Raw genomic sequence first — 18,813 nt, forward strand, 5'->3', positions numbered from 1 at the left:
TGTCCGGGAGGAGCGATCCGCTCGGGGTGCAAGGCCCGGTGCGAGGACCGTGTTGTGAACCACGGCCATGAGCAGGGCTGGAGACGTACGCGGCTACGGCAGCCGCAGCTCACCCCGCCTCACTGGCATGTGCGTATGGTTCAAGTCCCCCCTCTGTCCGGACCCACCATCCATGGAAAACACCTCGGCGTACTCAGCAACGCCGAGTACGCCGCCAAGTGTCAGCAGCACCTGAAGTGGTCAGCGCACAGGCCGCACTTGCCCAAGATGCCGGCGGGGCCCAATGACATCCTGTTGGTGCTCCACACAGCCAGTCAGTTGACCCCCCGGTCGAGCCCCGACCAATACGGCTGGCGGAGCTTGAACTTCTGGATTTTGCCGGTGGCTGTGCGGGGGATCGCGTCGCGGAATTCGACGGAGGTCGGGGCCTTGTAGCCCGCCAGGTGCTGCTTGCAGTGGGTGATGATGTCGGACTCCTGTGCCGTCGCCCCCTCGGCGAGGACCACGAGGGCTTTGATGGTCTCGCCCCACTTCTCGTGCGGCACGCCGATGACGGCAACCTCGGCGACGGCCGGGTGGCTGAAGATGGTGTCCTCCACCTCGATCGACGACACATTCTCGCCGCCGGTGATGATCACGTCCTTCTTGCGGTCCGAGATCGTCAGGTGGCCGTCGGCCTCGTCGATCGTGCCGCCGTCGCCGGTGTGGAACCAGCCGCCCTCCAGGGCAGCCGATGTCTCCTCCGGCTTGTCCCAGTATCCGTCGAGCACCGTGTTCGAGCGGGCCAGGACCTCGCCGGACTCGGAGATCTTCAGCTTGACGCCGAGGGCGGGCAGACCCGCGCGGGAGAGTTTGCGGGCCCGGTCCTCGGCAGGGAGGTCCGCGTCGCCCGGCTGGGTGCGGTTGAAGGTGAGGAGTGGCGAGGTCTCGGTGAGGCCGTAGATCTGCGTGAACTCCCAGCCCAGTTCGTCCCCCAGGCGCTGGATCGTCCTGGTCGGCGGCGGGGCGCCCGCGCAGATGATCCGCACGCGGTCGCGGCCCGGGATCTCGCCCTCCCAGGTCGCTGCCGCATCCAGCACCATGTTCCAGACAGCCGGGGCGCCGCACATGAGCGTGACGCCGTGCTCCTCGACCCGCCGTAGGATCTCCGCGCCGTCGACCTTGCGCAGCACCACCTGCTTCACGCCCAGGCCGGCCATCACGTACGGCATTCCCCAGCCGTTGCAGTGGAACATCGGCAGGGTGTGCATGTAGACATCGCGCTCCCATGCCCGCGTGTGGAGTCCGAAGGTCAGCGCGTCGACCCAGATGTTGCGGTGGGTCAGTTGGACGCCCTTGGGGCGGGCGGTGGTGCCCGACGTGTAGTTGATCGTCGCGGTGGCATCCTCGTCCGGGTTCGACCACGGGCGCGGCTCGACGCCGAACCGCATCAGCTCGGTCTCGGTCTGCTCGCCGAGGACGAAGCGGTGGCGTGCCTTGACTGCGGCCAGTGTGTCGTCCAGCTCCGGGTCGACGAGCACGGCCGAGGCCCCGCTCTGCCGCACCACGTAGTCGACCTCTTCGGGCTTGAGGCGGAAGTTCACCGGTACGCAGATCCGGCCGCTCATCGGCACCGCGAACAGCAGCTCCAGTAGGCGTGCGGAGTTATGGCTGACCACCGCTACCCGCTCGCCCTCGCCGACGCCGAGCGCATCAAACCCCGCCTGCCAAGCACGAATCCGCTCGCCGAACCGCCCGTACGTCGCCTCGGGCACCGGCGGGGCGGGCTGATGCGGCTCGTCGACCACCCCCGGACTGGAGCGGAACCCCAGCTCGGCCCGGTCGAGGAAATCGGCAATCGTCATCGGTGTGCGCATCGGTCTGTCTCCTCTACCCGGATACCTGGATGTCTGGATGCCTGGATGGCTGGATGTCTGGATACCCGGAACAACATGTGTGGAAGGGGGGTTGGTGCTTGTCGGTCTCGCCGGCGGGTGAAGCGGCGGCCTCCGCGCCGGCGAAGGTCAGGCCCCGGGCGGTCGGGGGTCAGGCGGTCAGGCGGTCAGCTGCAATGGAGAAGAAATGCCCCCTGATTCTGATGCCTTGAACACGTCGTCGGCGCGTCCGACATAGGTGATCCACGTCGCTGTCCCCGGAGCCGATGTCGCCGGTGCGGTAGTAGCCGCCGGCCATCGCCTCGGCGGCACGCGCCGGGTCGCCGTGGTAGCAGGTCAGTACGCCGACCGGCCGCGCGGGCAGATCGACAGCGATCTCGCCCCCGTCGGCCGGGGCACCGCTGAGCGGGTCGAGCAGGACGATGCCGAAGCCGGGGGTGGGGCGGCCCATGGAGCCCGGTTCGACGGGCTTGGCCAGGGGTGTTGGCGACCTGGACGACGGTCTCGGTCTGCCCGAAGCCGTCCCGGATGGGGACGACGCCCCAGGAGTTCCGGACCTGCTCGATGATTTCCGGGTTGAGGGGTTCGCCGGCCGCGACGATCTCCCGCGGCGGGTGGCGGAGCGCCGACAGATCCGTGGATCGGCATCCGCCACACGGTGGGCGGGGCGCAGAAGCTGGTGACCCGCGCCCGGTCCATCTCGGCCAGGCCGGGCCACGTCGAAGCGTGTGTAGTTGTGGATGAAGACGGTGGCCTCGGCGTTCCAGGGCGCGAGGAGATCGGACCAGGCGTGCTTGGCCCAACCGGGCGAGGAGATGTGGCGATGCACGTCCCCGGGGCGCAGACCGATTCCGTACATGGTCGCCAGATGGCCGATGGGATAGGAGACATGGGTGTACTCGACGAGCTTGGGGCGGGCCGTGGTGCCGGACGTGAAGTAGAGCATCAGGGGGTCGTCACCCCGGGTGGGGCCGACCGGCCGGAAGGCGTCGGGGCTGTCGTGGACCTTCTCGTACGCCGGCTGGCCGGGGGGCTAAGTATTCGGGGCGGGGCCATCGGAAGGTCGCGCGGGCCGCGTCGTAGTCGTCCCGGTGCCGCAGCAGGAGATCCCGTGCCGTCCGGAACTCCTCGGTGGCCGCCGGTGTGCGTCCGACCGCATCGGTCTCCGGTGAATGACCGGCCGCACCGGCTTCCGTGTCCGTCATAGGTCCTCCTCATTGCGGCACCGCCGGCTGCCATCGTGTGATCAGTGGCTCAGGTCCCACCACCCCCGAACGGGGGGGAAGCGGAGGTTTCGGCGTGGCGGGCGAGGCGGGGGCGGGCGGGCGCGTGGACGTACGGGCGGCCATGTCGCGGTTGCGGCGGGCGAGCGGGCTGCCGGTGGCGTTCGGCGGCCTGCTCACCGGGGCGGGCCGCTTCCGCATCGGTGAGCTCTGCGGGACGGCGACGACGGAGCTGCGCGGGCTCGACATCCTCCAGGGCAACGGCCTGGGCGGGAAGGCCGTCGCGCTGTCCCGCCCGCTCGCGGTGACCGACTACAGCACTTCGCCGGCGATCAGCCATGAGTACGACGTGCCGGTGGTGGCCGAGCGGCTGCGGTCCGTGCTGGCGGTGCCGGTGGTCGTGCGGCGGCGGGTGCGCGGGGTGCTGTACGGGGCCCTGCGCCGGCCGGTCAGGCTCGGTGACCGTCCGCTGTCGGCCGCCATGGAGGCGGCCCGCGAGCTGGAGCAGGCGCTGCTCCTCCAGGACGAGGCGGCGCGACTGCTGTCCATGGCCGGCCGGCCGCCGCCGACCCGGCGAGGTGGGAGGAGGTCCGCGAGGCGCACGGCGAACTGCGGGCGCTGGCACAGCGGGTGGGTGATCCGCTGCTGCGGCAGGAGATGCTGGCGGCGTGTGGGCGGCTCGCGGCGGCTTCCTCGGGACGGCCGGGCCAGGGGGACGGGCCGTGTGGGCCCCGGCAGGAGGTTCCGGCGCTGTCGCCGCGCGAGGTGGACGTCCTCGCGTGTGTGGCACTGGGCGCGACGAACGCGGAGGCGGCCGAGCGGCTGGGGCTGCGCCCGGAGACGGTGAAGGGCTATCTCCGGTCGTCCATGCGGAAGTTGGGGGAGCATTCGCGGTTGCAGGCGGTGAACGGGGGGCGCAGGGCGAGGTTGTTGCCGTAGGGGGCGCGGGCACAGGGGGCACCGGCGCACGGGATCTGATACAAGTGCGCCCTCTTCACCGCCGGGGCGCGCGACCACGGGCCGAACACGCCGGCACCGATCCTCTTCAGTCGTCGAGCAGCCGCCAGACGGTGAGGGCGAGCCTGGCCCGTATCAGTCCGGTGGGTTCGGTGAGTTCGATGCCCAGGGTCTTTTCGATCTGTTCGAGGCGGCGGGCGACGCTGCTGTGGTGCAGGTGGAGAAGGTCGGCGGCCCGGCGCAGGGAGCCGGCCGCACAGTAGGTGTCCAGCGTCTCCAGGTCTTCCGGGTTGCCGGCGATTCGGGCGATCGCGGCCACGTCGGCGTTGTCGCGCGCGGTGTCCTGGGGTACCTGTGCGAGCAGCGCCAACGCCCCCAGACCGGCGTAGCGGACGACCGGCCGGCGTGGGGTGGTGAAGCGGAGGGCGGTGCGGGCTTCCCACCAGGAGCGGTCGGGGCGTTCGGCGGCGCCGATGCCCGCGCGTACGTCTGCCGGAAGCCGGGCCTGATCCACGGTGGTGGCCAGGATGACGCCCACGTCGGCGAGCGGTGCCGCCTTCACCGGGCGGGCCGGGCAGAGCAGGCCGCCGATCTGGTCGAGCGGCAGCCGGGACCGTACGGCGACGACATGGACCGGCAGGTCGGCGGCGAACCCCAGGAGCCGCAGCGCCCGCGCGCGGGCCGCCTCGTCGCTGTCGGCGCTGATCACCAGCTCGACGAGGGCCGGGTCGGCCATGGTGGTGCGGGCCGGACCGTACCGCTCGACGACCGCCGCGGCGGCGAGGGCGAGCCGGTCCAGCAGCAGTTCGTCGAGGTCGAGCGAGCCGGGCGCGCCGGGGCGTTCCAGCCACACCGTGCCGATCTCCTCCTCGTCGAGGGTGATCGGCTTTGTGGCGGACGCGGGTGACGGCGGGGCGGACGTTTCCCTGCCATCGGGTGAGACACGGATCGACCGCCCCGTGCTGTGGATCCGAATCCCGGCCACGCACTCGGCCAGACCCGCCGAGGCCCGCGCGAGTGCCGGGAGATCCACCCGGCGGCGCATCAGGGTGTCGTAGAACATGATCACGCGGATGGCGCCATCGACGTGCGAGTCCAGTTGCGACAGCCGTTCGGCAAGTGCCTCCATGCCTGGAGGATAAGCGCCGATCGGTGCGTGATCCGGGTGGGATGCCCGACAGTTGGCGGATGATCCCGAGGGATGGCGAAGGTCAGGATGGCGGAACAACCCACCCGAGGAAAGATCACGCAGGAAGGCAGCACGACATGACCGTCACCCCGATCGATCTCTTCGCCTCCTTCATCCACCTTCAGCAGGACGGCCGGGCGCACGCCGAGCAGCCGGTGTTCGACACCGAGCGGGACGGCTGGCAGGTGATGGCCTTCCATGTGGAGTCCGACGCCGACCTCCACGCCGACCACTGGGAAGTCCATCCCGACGCGGACGAGTTGGTCTGCTGCCTCAGCGGCGGGATACGCCTCGTCCTTCGTCCGGAACAGCCGGGAGAGGGGGCGGAGGAGATCAGGCTGACGTCGGGGGCCGCGGTCATCGTGCCGCGCGGGCGATGGCACCGCACCGCACTGGACGCCCCCGGCGACATCTTGACCGTCACCCTGCCGCGTGGCAGCCGCCTGGAGAAGCGGGCCGCGGCTTAGGTGGATTGATTACGAGCGTTGTCGACGGTCCCGGGCGGCTCTCCGACCGGCCTGGTACCGCGGGTGGAAGCGGCTCCACCCGGGGCTGCATCCAAGGGGGCAGCCGGCAATCGATCCGGCGCAGGACGTGGTGGGGGCGGAAGGCCGGAAGAGTGGTGAGGGTGCACGTCCCGTCGCCCGCCAGACCGGACGGCGGGCACCGGACGCGAGCGAAGGACCGCCCGTATGACCACTCCACGTCCTCACCGGCGTTCCACCAAACCCGCCCTGGCCTTCGGGGCGCTCGCCGCGGCGGGGACCGTGACCGCGCTGGTGGCCGGCGCGCTGCCGGCCGCCGGCGCAGGCGGCCCGGTCCCGGACGGGCCCCGGCTCACCGCCCCGCAGGGCACCGTCGTCCTGCCGAATCTCGACGACGACACCCGGCGCTGCACCCTGCGGCCGGGCGATCTGGACCGCCTGGACGTCGCCGTCGACGAGCGGCTGGCCGGCTGCCATGACGCGGCGGACCGGATCGTCAACGGGCCGCGGGATCTGCCGGATCTGACTCCGGTGCGGGTGGCGCGGACGGCGGTCGCCCCGGATGCCGGCGGCCGGGTCTTCGTACCGGCCGCCCAGCGGCCGTACGCACGGATCTTTGTGCAGCGCGGCGGACGCTATGTCTCGCTGGGCGGTGACGGTCGGCTGACCGCGGCGGAGCTGCGGCACGGGGTGCGGCTGGCCGTCGAGGGGCGGGACATCGTGCGCGATCCGAAGCGGTGGGACGGCCGGATCCCGCTGGCGCTGACGGTCACCGACGGCGGCGTGTCCCGGACCGCCCACCTGGCGCTGCATATCGCCCCGGTTCTCCTCCAGCACGATCTGCAGCGCGCGCAACGGGTGTTCGCGGCCGCGCCGGGCCCCGGCACGGGCCGGCCGGCCGAGGTGCCGGTCTCTTCCCGGCCGCCGGGACAGTGGCGGCGGTTCGCCGACTCGCTGCGCGAGGCGACCCGCGCTGTTGGCATGAGAGACCGTCAACTGACCTTCCAGCGCGGCACTTCGCAGTGGTGGCGGGACATCTGGCGGCAGGACATCGCCGAGCCCGGTTACGCCACCCGGCCCACCCCCGACGGCCCGCACACCCTCCGGATCCTGCTGCGCTCCCCCAACTACTGGGCGTCGCCGGACGAGCGCACCGCCAGCCTGCGGCGGGCCGGGCGGCTGCTGTTCCGGGATCTGCGCGGCCCGGACATCGGCGTCGTCCAGCAGTACACGACCCACCGCGATCCGAACGTCGACGAGCTGCTGAACTTCACCGGCAACTTCGAATCGCTGCCGCCGTACAGGGGTTTTCCGCACGGGCGGGTCGTCTACGGCAGCAGCGCCGGGCGCCGCCCCGATCCGTCGTTCGTACGGATGCTGCGGGCCCAGGGGCAGCAGCCGCCGGTGGAGCTGGACACGTCGTGGCTGGTGGTCGGGCACGCGGACGAAACCGTGCATGTGGTGCGGGCCGACAACGCCTGCGGCTGGACGCTCGCGGTCTCCGATCCCCGGCTCGCCCTCGACCTGCTGCGGCGGGCGCAGCGTGCGGGCGAGGGCGGACAGCGGCTGTTCGCGGGCACCGAGGCCGATCTGCGGCCGACCGTCGATGAGTTGTTGCGGACGGAGGCGGCGCGCGGCGACAACGCGGACGCCGCCCGCCACCTGGACGGGCAACTGAAAGTGCTGCTGCGGGCGACCGGGCTGCGGCCGCGGGAGATCGTCCGGCTGCCGGTGCTCTACACGCGGGTCGAGGTGGGCGACGGCCTGCCGCGGCGGCAGTGGGCCCTGTCGCCCGCGCTCGCCAACGGGCTGTCGCTGACCGCCCGCGACTTCGCGGCGCCCGACCCACACGGCCCCCGGGTCGCCGGACGCGACCTCTTCCGGGAGGAGGCCGGGCGACGGCTGGCGGCGCGGGGCGTGCGGGTGCACTGGGTGGAGGACTTCTCCTGGGCGCACCGGGTGGGCGGCGAGGTGCACTGCGCGACGAACGCGCTGCGGGAGGTGGGGTGAGGACGGGGCCGCCGCCCGGGGCGGCCCCTCCCCCGCCTCCGGCTACTTGTCCGCGGTCAGCTTTCCGGCCGCGCCCCAGCTGTCGGTGGGCACCTCCTGGATCCAGACCTGCACGGTCTCGGCGGGAATCCTGTACGCGTCGACGAACGCATCGGTGATCTGCTTGACCAGCTCCCGCTTGAGCTCGACGCTGCGCGGGCCCTGCTGGACGGTGACGATCGGCATGGGGAACTCCTTTGTCGGTGGCGGCCATTCACCGGAGTCCCCTGGTCTGCGGGGGATTCCTGATGGCTCGCCGGCGTGACCCCAGTCCATCGCGGACGGGGCGCGCGACCAAGAAGCGGATCGCGCACGCAGCGATCACCGATCGAGATCGAGATCGAGGCCGAAGTCGAGGCCGGTGATCCGCGTCGGGGTCACTGGACGGGAGGGAGATCAGCGGCCGAGAGGGAGATCAACGGTCGCGGTCGCGGGCAGTGGTCGAGGTCGCGGGCAGTGGTCAAAGTCGCGGACAGTGGTCAAGAGCGCGGGCAGTGGTTCGGGACGAGAGCACCGCTCTCGCCTGTCGCCGCACAGGCCCGCAGCAGCGCATCCAGCCCGGCGGGCGGGTCCGTGCGGTGCACCGCCAGGTATGTCGTCAGCTCCATGCCCGGGTTGCGGAACGGCAGGTACGTCACCCTCGGGGTGCTCAGCCGGCCGGCGTGCGATGCGTAGACGACGGTCCACAGCGCATCGGCCGGGCCGGCGGCGCCGATAGCGGTCAACGTGTTGTCCAGGGAGCCGGACTTGGGGCCGGGTACGGGCACGAACCCGGCGTCATGGCAGGCGTTGACGACCAGGTCGACCAGGGCGCGGTTGTTGCGGCGGTCGGTCAGGACGAGGGGAAGGCCGGCCAGTTCGCCGAGCGCCACCGTGCCCGGCGAGGCGGCCAGAGGGTGCCGTGCCGGAACGGCGGCGACCAGCGGGTCCTGCCACAGCGGCACGAAGCTCAGACCGCCCGGACCGGCACCGTCGGCCTCACCGCGGATGAACGCCGCGTCCAGTTCGCGGGCCGCGACCCTTTCGAGGCGCTCCTGTGCGCGGGCCGAGACCAGCTCCACGCCGATCTCCGGGGCGAGGCCGGCGAGCACGTCCAGCACCCGGTCGAGGTGGGTGCCCAGGCCCGTGCTCGTGCCCAGGCGGAGGGTGGTGGCGCGGGTGGCCGTGAGGTCGGCGACGACGGCGCGGGCGCGTTCCTCGGCGGCGAGCAGTGCCCGTGCCTCGGGCAGAAACCGCTCGCCGACGGCCGTCAGCCGCACCTGCCGCGCCGAACGGTCGAACAGCTCGGCCTTCAGCTCCCGCTCCAGCCGACGGACCTGCTGGCTCACGGCCGACTGCACGATGTGCAGCCGCTCGGCAGCCCGCCCGAAGTGCAGCTCCTGCGCGACCATGACGAAATACCGCACCTGTCGCAGTTCCACGCCCTCCCGCCTTCCACCTCCCGGGCCCGCCCTTGCCCTACCGGCCCATCCCTCTGCCGCGGCGGTACCGGCGGCCCGACATCATCCCTCCGTGATCGATACCGCCGCACTTCCCCGGCAGCCGGCACCGTCCTGCGCCTCCGCCGCTCAGTAGTTCTCCCCGGTGAACGGCAGCCACTCCGTCTCCAGGGCGGCCTCCAGGCGGCGGACGGCGCCCGGGGTGTGTTCGGTGGCCAGGCCGGCTCGTACGAGGTGCCGCAGGCGGGTGCCGCCGAGGTAGCAGGCGCCCAACTCCCTTACGTCCAGGGAGATGTCGGCCGCATCGTCGGTGGGCTTCCAGGTCGCCCCGGACGCAGCTCCGGACGCAGCTCCGGACGTAGCCCCGGACGCAGCTCCGGCCCCCGCACGCTCCCCGTCCCCGACCGTCAGGCGGAACCGTCCCGCGTTGGCCGGAACGGATGTGTCGCGCAGGTCGAGGACCACATCGACCGGGGCCGCCCAGGAGCGGGCGGTCAGTGCCGCGTGGACGTCCACGAGCCGGACCCACAGGTCGATTTCCTGCCGGGTGACCCGCACCTGGTCGCGATCGGCGGCGATGTAGAGCAGCGGGTCGTCCGCGGGGCGGGCCTGGACGCGTACGGTCGTCGTCAGGTCGATCGAGGCGAGGTAGGCCCACAGGGCTGCGGCGGCCGGCGCGGATTCGGCCTCCAGCTCGTCGACCGTCACCGTGCCGGCGCCGTTGCCGTCGGCACGGTAGAGGGCGTAGCCGGCCGGGGGCTCGCCGGGCTCGCCCAGCACCACCACGCGCGGCGGGCCGGGAGGCTGCGACCCGCTGCCGCTCTCGCGGGCGCCGTCGAGGTTCAGCACCTCCTGGCGCCACCAGGCCTCGTCGCGGGTGAACCGGCCGGCGCGGTCGGCCAGCGTGGCGTCGAAGAGCGGCCCGAGTACGGCGGGTGCGTCGGCCGGGTCGATCAGCCGCAGCGGCCGCTCGTCGGGGGCGACACGCAGCGCGAGCGGGCGCGCGGAGTCGATCTCGATGCGGTACGTCTCGGTGGCCGGGGCATAGCCGTAGCGGCCGTAGATGGCGCTCTCGGACGGCCAGAGGCAGGACAGCGGCTGTCCGTCGGCGGCGCAGCGGCGCCACAGCTCGGCCATCATCGAGGACAGTACGCCGCGGCGGCGGTGCGTGGGCGCGACGGAGACGAAGTCCACTGCGGCGCAAGGGAGTTGGCCGCCCGGAAGGGAGAGGGTGAGGAGGTGGGCGGCCGCCAGTCCGGCGAGCTGTCCGCCGTCATAGACCCCGATGCGGGTGCAGCGCCGCAGCAGTTCGCGATGGCGGTTGCGCCGCTTCTCGCCGGGGCTGAGATGGAAGGCGAGGTAGCTGAGGTCGAGGGCCCGATCGAGATCGGCCTCGGGTACGTCCCGGATGTCCAAGGTCACCTCGGGACGCTAACCCGCCCTCCGCCGGCCGTCATCCGGTTTTCCGCCGCGGGGCGACCTGGCCGTAGCGGATGTCGTGCCCGGCGTCGGGGTCCGTCATCCGCAGCACTCCGGCAGCCTCGTCCTCCAGCGCGGTGCGCTCGGTGCGGGTCAGCGGAGTGAAGGGTTCGACGGTCAGCCGCGCGGTGCCGCCGCCCGTGTCGAGGGACCACAGCCCGCGGATGCCGCCGTCCACGAGAAACGCCCGGTAGCCGGCGTTGGGGCCCCAGGTGCGTCCCTGCCACTCGGGCGCGATGATCCGGGAGCGGTCGGCGTGCGACAGCGCGACGTTGTCGTACTCCGGCAGGAACCGGACCGGCGCCTCGGTGTCCGGGTCCGGCAGCGGCGCGTCGGGGAGGTCGAAGAGCTCCACGCCGTTCTCGTCCCGGAAGGTGCGCAGGCGCGGCCGGAGGGGGTCGACGACCTCGCGCAGCCGGGTCAGCCCGCACCAGGTCTGCATGTCCTTGACGGAGGCCGGCCCGAACGCGGCCAGATAGCGCAGCAGGACGGCGGCGAGCGCGTCCGACGGCTCCTGCGGTTCCTGCGGTTCCTGCGGTTCCTGCCGGGGCGTCTGGTCCCGCGCCAGCCAGGTGTCGAGTGTGGTGTGCGCGGCCTGCCCGGCGCGGTCCCAGAGCGCGCGCGGGGTGACCTGCACCAGCGGCAGCAGCTGGCGGGCGGCCAGCGCCAGCGGCTGGCGGTCGTGCTCAGGCCACTCCTCCTGGAGGCGTTCGCCCAGCTCCTTGAACGTCAGCGGGCGTTCGTCGACGAGCGCACGGGCGACCGTCGCGAGCCGGTCGAGATCGACGCCGACCAGCTGTTTGGCGAAGTTGCCGTGCAGCACGCGGTCGTGCACGGGCTGGGTGAGCGGCCGCAGCAGCCGGGCGTCCCGGGCGCTCACCAGGTGGATGGTGGAGCGCATCAGGGAGATGCGTACGGCCTGCCGGGCCTCCAGCAGACCGGACAGCTCCTCCGGGCGGAATCCGGCGAGCCGTGCGGCGAGTGCGTGGTACGGCGGGCGTGGCGACTGGGCCTGGAGCCCGAGCAGCCACTCCACCGCGTCGAGCACCGGCAGCTCGCTGCGGCGGAGCAGGAGTTGGCGTTCCAGGGTGGCCCGGCCGAGGGCGCGGGCGGTGAGTACGGGAGCGGGGCGCTGCGTCATGGGGACGACGGTACGGGCCCTTGCGGACAGGTCACGTCCGCAAGGGCCGCGTGGCACGGGTCAGGCATACGCAGGTCAGGCATACGCAGGTCAGGCATACGCAGGTCAGGCATGCGCGGGTCAGGCATGCGCGCGTGATTCCGTGGACCACTCCTGACCGTCCTCGACGTCCTCGTTGCCGATGACCGTCCAGCTCACCGCCGAGACCGCGGGCTCCAGCGAGAGCCGGCTCACGGCCTCTTCGAGGAGGCTGTCGTCGCGGCGGTCGATGGTCAGCTCGGCGGCCACCGTCACCTTGCCCGCGGTCTGCGCGTACCGGCTGTGCACCGACCGCAGCCGGAAGCCGGGCCGGGTGACGGCCTGCACGACCAGCGCCCGGATGTGTACCTCTTCGGACTCGGCGCACACCGCCTCGAAGTGGTAGTCGGTGCCGACCTCGGCACCGCCGCTCGGCTCCCGGTCCAGCCGCCGGCCGAGCGGCCGCAGCACCAGGTTCGCGCCGACCACACCGGCGGTGCCCAGCGCGGCGACCACGTACAGACCGGTGCCGGCCAGCGCGCCGACGGCGGCCGAACACCACAGGGTGGCCGCGGTGTTGAGGCCCCGCACGCTGAGGCCGTCCCGCATGATGACGCCGGCGCCGAGGAAGCCGATGCCGGAGACGATCTGCGCGGCGACCCGCGAGCCGTCGTAGCCGGTGCTGCTGGTCGCGGCCGCGAAGCCGTACTGCGAGAGCAGCACGAAGAGCGACGAGCCGGCCGCGACCAGGGCGTTGGTACGCAGTCCCGCCATCCGGGCGCGCCATTGGCGCTCCAGTCCGATACAGGCTCCGAAGCCGAGTCCGACGGCGATATTGGCGGCCAGCTGCCATTGGTTGATCATGATTCACTCTCCTCCGCGGCCTTTTGTCGGGCTCATACATGAACCGGAACAGCGCATTTCTCAGGCCGGTGAAAGCTGGAAAGGGGGCACCTCTGGAAAAGGGCAGCGCCGAATGCGGCACTGAATGCGGCGCTGAGCAAGGGCAGCACTCAAGGAGAGCGACGCCCTAGGGCAACGGCCCTGAAATCCCAGATGAACGCGTAGGAATACGCGCGCAGGAGCAACAGTCAGCAGAGGGTGACTACCACTGTCACGCAGCTGCGAGGACTTCCTTCGGGACTCATCCCGATCACCTCCTCGCTCGCGCGGACATATCCAGGCACCCACTCAGAGGAATGCCTCAGCGCCCCATCGTGCCATATCTCCCACTGCGCCCCGTCATCCTCTTGGTCAAGCCTGCATCAAAGGCCGCTATGGGGCCGCGGTCGGCCGGCCATGGAGAACGCCATAAGGCCGCCATAAGCCTCTGTTATGGCCGTCACTCCGGCCGTTCGCCCGTGGCCCGCTCCGGTGCGGCATACTTGACTCAACTCCGCTCCGGCTAACCGGTGTTATCGGAACGGAGGCCGCGGCCGCGCCTTTCCGCCGCGCCGCGAGGCGAAGCCCGTACTCCTGGGGAGGGGGTACGGGCTTCGCGCTGCTTCGTGGACGATCTCTCAGGCCACCGAGCCGATCCTGCCCACCGTGCGTCCGCCGTCGTGGTGGATCGGGGTGTGCGCCCCGGTCAGCGGTACGCCGGTGCCGCCGCGCCGGTTGGCGACGATTTCCGCAGCGATCGACAGCGCCGTCTCCTCGGGGGTGCGCGCCCCCAGGTCGAGGCCGATCGGCGAGCGCAGGCGGTTGAGTTCGAGTTCGGTCAGGCCCACGTCGCGGAGGCGCTGGAGGCGGTCCAGGTGGGTGCGGCGGGACCCCATGGCGCCCACGTAGGCGACGGGAAGCTTCAATGCCCGCTCCAGCAGCGGGACGTCGAACTTGGCGTCGTGGGTGAGGACACAGAGGACGGTGCGGGAGTCGAGGTCCTGGGAGTCCAGGTAGCGGTGGGGCCAGTCGACGACGATGTCGTCCGCGTCGGGGAAGCGGGTCCGGGTGGCGAAGACGGGCCGGGCGTCGCAGACGGTGACGTGGTAGTTGAGGAATTTGCCGACCCTGACCAGGGCGGACGCGAAGTCGATGGCGCCGAAGACGATCATCCGGGGCGCGGGCACTGAGGATTCGACGAGGAGGACGACCGGCTGGCCGCACCGGGAGCCGTCCGCGCCGATCTCGATGGTGGTGGTGCGCCCGGCGTCCAGCAGGGCGCGGGTCTGCTCGACGGCGGTGTGGTCGAGGGCGGGGTGTCCGCCGAGGGTGCCGGTGTGGCTGCCGTCGAGGCGGACGAGGAGGGCACGGCCGAGGAGTTCGGCGGGCCCGTCGATGATCCGGGCGACCGCCGCCGCCTCCCCACGGGCGGCAGCGGCCAGCGCGGCGGCGAGCGTGTCGGCGGTGCTGTCCACCGGGTCCCCCGCGGATCCGCTGTCGCGGGCGGATCCGGGGGTGCTCGTCCGTACCGGGGTGACGAGGATGTCGATGATTCCGCCGCAGGTCAGGCCTACGGCGAAGGCGTCCTCGTCGCTGTAGCCGAAGCGCTCCAGGACCGGTTCACCGGTCTCCAGCGCCTCCTGACACAGCTCGTAGACCGCTCCCTCCACGCAGCCTCCGGAGACCGACCCGATCGCCGTGCCGTCGGTGTCGACGGCGAGGGCGGCTCCGGGCTGGCGGGGCGCGCTCCCGTTGGTGGCCACCACGGTGGCCACCGCGAAGTCGCGTCCCTGCTCGACCCACCGGTTCAGCTCTTCGGCGATGTCCAGCATGTCGGTCTCCTTTGCGGCTACGGATGGTGGAGCGGGCTGGGCGGTTACCTGACGCCCAGCAGCTGCTCGATCGGATGCAGGGCGAAGTAGACGGCGAAGATGGCGGTCAGCACCCACATGAAGCCACCGACATCTCGCCACTTGCCCTGCGCCGCCTTGATGGCGGTGTAGGCGATGACGCCCGCACCGACACCTGCGGTGATGGAGTAGGTGAACGGCATCAGGCCGACGGTCAGGAAGACCGGGATGGCCACCGAACGGTCGCGCCAGTCCACGTGGCTGGCCGCGCTCATCATCATCGCGCCGATGACGACGAGGGCGGCGGAGGCCACCGGGCCAGGAACGATCTGCGTCACCGGGGTGAAGAACAGGCACAGTGCGAAGAACCCACCCGTGACGACGCTGGACAGGCCCGTACGGGCGCCCTCGCCGACACCGGTCGCGGACTCGATGAAGACGGTCTGGCCGGAGGCGCCGGCGACACCGCCGACCGCACCGCCCGCACCGTCGATGAGCAGGGCCTTGCTCAGGCCGGGCATCCGGCCCTGGGAGTCGGCCAGCTTGGCCTCGGTGCCGACGCCGATGATCGTGGCCATGGCGTCGAAGAAGCCGGCCAGCACCAGGGTGAAGACGAGCATGCCCACACCCAGGGCGCCGATCTCCTCCCAGCCGCCGAACTCGACATTGCCGAAGAGGCTGAAGTCCGGGGTGGACACCGGGTTGCCGGGCAGTGCCGGGGCGACGCCGCCCCAGTCCTTCACGTTCGTGACGCCGGCGGCGTTGGCCACCACGGCGAGGACCGTGCCGACGACGATGCCGATGAGGATCGCGCCGGGGACCTTACGGGCCTGGAGCATGAAGATGAGCAGCAGGGTGATGGCGAAGAACAGCACGGGCCAGCCCTGGAGCACACCGTCGACGCCCAGCGTGACCGGGGGACCGTGCTCCGGTCCCTTGCCGACGAAGCCCGCCTTCACCAGGCCGATCAGGGCGACGAACATGCCGATGCCCATGGTGATGCCGTGCTTCAGCGGAAGCGGGATGGCGTTCATGATCAGCTCGCGGAGCCCGGTGAGCACCAGAAGCATGATCACGACGCCGTACATGACGCACAGACCCATGGCCTGCGGCCAGGTCAGGTCCTTGATGACCTGTCCGGCCAGGGCCGCCGAGACGTTGAGTCCGGCCGCCAGAGCCAGCGGTACCTTGCCCACGAAACCCATCAGGAGGGTGGTGAAGGCGGCGGCGAATGCTGTCGCGGTGATGACTGCGGTCGGGCTCAGCGTCTGACCGCTGGCGTCCGGCCCGCCCAGAAGGATGGGGTTGAGGAGGAGGATGTAGGCCATCGCCATGAAGGTGGTGATGCCGCCGCGCACCTCGCGCGCGACCGTTGATCCTCTGTCGGTGATGTGGAAGTACCGGTCGAGCCAAGACCGGCCGGCGGGCTGACGCGTGCCCTCGCCCGCGTCTTCCGCCGTGGTCTTCGGCTCTGTGGACTGCTGGGTCATGGTGCCTGACTCCCAAGGTTCAATGGGACACCCGCATCAAGTGCGAGATTTGGGATGGAACTTCGGCTGCACGACCCGGGGGACGGCCCGAGACGAACGTGGGTACTGCCAACGTGGTACGCCGAGCAGCGACTGCGGTGTTGCTGTGTTACACGGTGTTGCTTTGAGCGGTGTTCTCTTGTTGAGCGGTGTTGCTGTGTTGAGCGGTGTTGCTGGTCACTACGTGGGCTCCGGGCGGTACGCGGAGGAGGACGGACAGGGACACCCCTAGACACGCACCGCCCGGAGGTCGGGGTCCGGGGGCCGCGGGGCCCCCGGAGGATTCGGTTGTTCAGCTGGTGCCGGTGAGGTGCTCGGGGCGTACCGGCGTCTTGTTGAGCTCCAGCCCGGTCGCGTTCCGGATCGCCGCGAGGACGGCCGGAGTGGACGAGAGGGTCGGCGCCTCACCGATGCCGCGCAGCCCGTAGGGAGCGTGGTCGTCGGCGAGTTCGAGCACATCGACCGGGATGGTCGGGGTGTCGAGAATCGTGGGAATCAGATAGTCCGTGAAGGACGGGTTGCGGACCTTCGCCGTCTTGGGGTCGACGATGATCTCTTCCATGACCGCCACGCCCAGGCCCTGGGTGGTACCACCCTGGATCTGGCCGACGACGGAGAGCGGGTTGAGGGCCTTGCCGACGTCCTGGGCGCAGGACAGCTCGATGACCTTGACCAGGCCGAGTTCGGTGTCCACCTCGACGACCGCGCGGTGCGCGGCGAACGAGTACTGGACATGGCCGTTGCCCTGACCCGTCACCAGGTCGAAGGCGTCGGTCGGGCGGTGGCGCCACTCGGCCTCGATCTCGACGGCCTCGTCCTCCAGGACCTCGGCGATCGTGGTGAGGACCTCGCCGCCGTCGGTGACGACCTTGCCGCCCTCCAGGAGGAGTTCGGCCGTGGCCCACGCCGGGTGGTAGGAGCCGAACTTCCTGCGGCCGATCTCCAGGACCTTCTCCCGGACCAGTTCGCAGGAGTTCTTGACGGCGCCGCCGGTGACGTACGTCTGGCGGGACGCGGAGGTCGAACCGGCCGAGCCCACCTGGGTGTCGGCGGGGTGGATGGTCACCTGCTGCACGCCGAGCTCGGTGCGGGCGATCTGCGCATGGACGGTGACACCGCCCTGGCCGACCTCCGCCATCGCGGTGTGCACGGTCGCGACGGGCTCGCCGTTGATGACCTCGATGCGCACCTTGGCGGTGGAGTAGTCGTCGAAGCCCTCGGAGAAGCCGACGTTCTTGATGCCGACCGCGTAGCCGACGCCGCGGACGACGCCCTCGCCGTGCGTGGTGTTGGACAGGCCGCCGGGCAGCTCGCGCACGTCGGCGTCGCCGTCGGCGACCTCCCACTGGCGCTCGGGCGGCAGCGGGCGGGACTTGACGCGGCGCAGGATCTCCGCGACCGGGGCCGGGGAGTCGACCGGCTGCCCGGTCGGCATGATCGTGCCCTGCTCCATCGCGTTGAGCTGACGGAACTCGACCCGGTCCAGGCCCAGCTTGTCGGCCAGCTTGTCCATCTGCGCCTCGTAGGCGAAGCACGCCTGGACCGCGCCGAAGCCGCGCATCGCGCCGCACGGCGGGTTGTTGGTGTAGAGGGCGATCGCCTCGATGTCGACGTCGTCGACGACGTACGGGCCGACCGACAGGGACGAGGCGTTGCCGACGACCGCCGGGGAGGCGGACGCGTAGGCGCCGCCGTCCAGGACGATCTTGCACTTCATGTGCGTGAGCTTGCCGTCCTTGGTGGCGCCGTGCTCGTAGTAGAGCTTCGCCGGGTGCCGGTGGACGTGTCCGAAGAAGGACTCGAACCGGTTGTAGACGATCTTGACGGGCTTGCCGGTGCGCAGCGCCAGCAGGCACGCGTGGATCTGCATCGAGATGTCCTCGCGGCCGCCGAAGGCACCGCCGACGCCGGAGAGCGTCATGCGCACCTTCTCCTCGGGCAGGCCGAGGACCGGGGCGATCTGCTTGAGGTCCGAGTGCAGCCACTGGGTGGCCACGTACAGGTCGACGCCGCCGTCCTCGCCCGGTACGGCGAGGCCGGACTCCGGGCCGAGGAAGGCCTGGTCCTGCATGCCGAAGGTGTACTCGCCCTTGACGATGACATCGGCCTTCTTGGCGGCCTCGTCGGCGTCGCCGCGGATGATCGGCTGGCGGTGCACGATGTTGGGGTGCGGGACATGGCCGATGTGGTGGTCGTCGCGGCCCTCGTGCACGAGTACGGCGTCGGGAGCGGTCGCCGAGGCCTCATCGGTGATGAGGGGCAGCTCCTTGTACTCGATCTTGATCTTGGCGGCGGCGCGGCGCGCGGTCTCCGGGTGGTCGGCGGCCACGAGGGCGACCGGCTCACCGTGGTGGCGGACCTTGCCGTGCGCCAGGACCGGGGTGTCCTGGATCTCCAGGCCGTAGTTCTTCACCTCGGCCGGGAGGTCGTCGTAGGTCAGGACCGCGTAGACGCCGGCCATGGCCAGGGCCTCGGAGGTGTCGATGGACACGATCTCGGCATGCGCGACGGTGGAGCGCAGCGTCTGCCCCCACAGCATGTCCTCGTGCCACATGTCCGAGGAGTAGGCGAACTCGCCGGTGACCTTCAGGGTGCCGTCGGGGCGCAGCGTCGACTCGCCGATGCCGCCCTTGGTCTGCGAACCCTGGGTGACGTTGGTGGGGACCCCCGCGGGGGAAGGTGCAGTGGTGCCAGCCAT

At 71.2% G+C, this 18,813-nt stretch carries 12 protein-coding genes and 2 pseudogenes; 3 read left to right on the forward strand and 11 right to left on the reverse strand.

Translation table 11 applies throughout. The annotated features are described in order from the left end of the window. Nucleotides 1–314: 314 nt before the first annotated feature. Both FCH28_RS24540 and FCH28_RS24545 read right to left on the reverse strand, forming a co-directional pair. Entirely contained in the window at nucleotides 315–1,856 is a 1,542-nt protein-coding gene (locus FCH28_RS24540) for an AMP-binding protein (RefSeq protein WP_136742296.1), read from the reverse strand. Nucleotides 1,857–2,072: 216 nt separating this feature from the next. Continuing rightward, a pseudogene (locus FCH28_RS24545) lies at nucleotides 2,073–2,868 on the reverse strand (AMP-binding protein); the annotation flags it as partial. A 353-nt stretch (nucleotides 2,869–3,221) separates the two neighbouring features. Between FCH28_RS24545 and FCH28_RS24550 the strand changes: the two are divergent. Beyond that, nucleotides 3,222–4,036: pseudogene (locus FCH28_RS24550) on the forward strand (helix-turn-helix transcriptional regulator). Between the two features lie 106 nt (nucleotides 4,037–4,142). On the opposite strand, the gene FCH28_RS24555 reads toward FCH28_RS24550, so the two are convergent. After that, nucleotides 4,143–5,183: a helix-turn-helix domain-containing protein gene (locus FCH28_RS24555; protein ID WP_136742298.1), complete on the reverse strand. Its 1,041-nt coding sequence runs from the start codon at nucleotides 5,181–5,183 to the stop codon at nucleotides 4,143–4,145. A gap of 137 nt (nucleotides 5,184–5,320) precedes the next feature. Here FCH28_RS24555 and FCH28_RS24560 point away from each other — a divergent pair, with 137 nt between their 5' ends. Both FCH28_RS24560 and FCH28_RS24565 read left to right on the forward strand, forming a co-directional pair. Next, nucleotides 5,321–5,710 (forward strand): cupin domain-containing protein, encoded by a 390-nt coding sequence (locus FCH28_RS24560; protein ID WP_136742300.1) that lies wholly within the window; start codon nucleotides 5,321–5,323, stop codon nucleotides 5,708–5,710. A 225-nt stretch (nucleotides 5,711–5,935) separates the two neighbouring features. Further along, nucleotides 5,936–7,738 carry a protein-arginine deiminase family protein gene (locus FCH28_RS24565; RefSeq protein ID WP_136742302.1) on the forward strand — a complete coding sequence of 601 codons (1,803 nt, stop codon included), beginning with the start codon at nucleotides 5,936–5,938 and terminating at the stop codon, nucleotides 7,736–7,738. Between the two features lie 42 nt (nucleotides 7,739–7,780). On the opposite strand, the gene dmpI is transcribed toward FCH28_RS24565, so the two are convergent. The 8 genes from dmpI to pucD form a co-directional block, all read right to left on the reverse strand. Continuing rightward, entirely contained in the window at nucleotides 7,781–7,963 is a 183-nt protein-coding gene (gene dmpI / locus FCH28_RS24570; RefSeq protein ID WP_136742304.1) for a 4-oxalocrotonate tautomerase DmpI, read from the reverse strand. Nucleotides 7,964–8,256: 293 nt separating this feature from the next. Then, on the reverse strand, nucleotides 8,257–9,198 hold the full coding sequence (locus tag FCH28_RS24575; RefSeq protein WP_136742306.1) for a LysR family transcriptional regulator: 942 nt from the start codon (nucleotides 9,196–9,198) through the stop codon (nucleotides 8,257–8,259). A gap of 147 nt (nucleotides 9,199–9,345) precedes the next feature. Further along, nucleotides 9,346–10,638 (reverse strand): GNAT family N-acetyltransferase, encoded by a 1,293-nt coding sequence (locus FCH28_RS24580; RefSeq protein WP_136742307.1) that lies wholly within the window; start codon nucleotides 10,636–10,638, stop codon nucleotides 9,346–9,348. Between the two features lie 31 nt (nucleotides 10,639–10,669). Then, nucleotides 10,670–11,836, reverse strand: coding sequence for a winged helix DNA-binding domain-containing protein (locus FCH28_RS24585; protein WP_136742309.1), 1,167 nt, complete (start codon nucleotides 11,834–11,836; stop codon nucleotides 10,670–10,672). A gap of 120 nt (nucleotides 11,837–11,956) precedes the next feature. Continuing rightward, a complete protein-coding gene (locus FCH28_RS24590; RefSeq protein WP_136742310.1) occupies nucleotides 11,957–12,718 on the reverse strand; it encodes an MgtC/SapB family protein in 762 nt (253 codons plus the stop codon). Between the two features lie 656 nt (nucleotides 12,719–13,374). Further along, complete coding sequence (locus tag FCH28_RS24595) at nucleotides 13,375–14,568, reverse strand: XdhC family protein (protein WP_136742312.1); 1,194 nt, start codon at nucleotides 14,566–14,568, stop codon at nucleotides 13,375–13,377. Between the two features lie 44 nt (nucleotides 14,569–14,612). Further along, nucleotides 14,613–16,076: an NCS2 family permease gene (locus FCH28_RS24600; protein WP_136742314.1), complete on the reverse strand. Its 1,464-nt coding sequence runs from the start codon at nucleotides 16,074–16,076 to the stop codon at nucleotides 14,613–14,615. 331 nt (nucleotides 16,077–16,407) lie between these two features. Then, nucleotides 16,408–18,813, reverse strand: a complete 2,406-nt coding sequence (pucD, locus tag FCH28_RS24610; RefSeq protein WP_136742317.1) for a xanthine dehydrogenase subunit D — start codon at nucleotides 18,811–18,813, stop codon at nucleotides 16,408–16,410.

The organism is Streptomyces piniterrae (assembly GCF_005048155.1).
GTDB lineage: Bacteria > Actinomycetota > Actinomycetes > Streptomycetales > Streptomycetaceae > Streptomyces > Streptomyces piniterrae.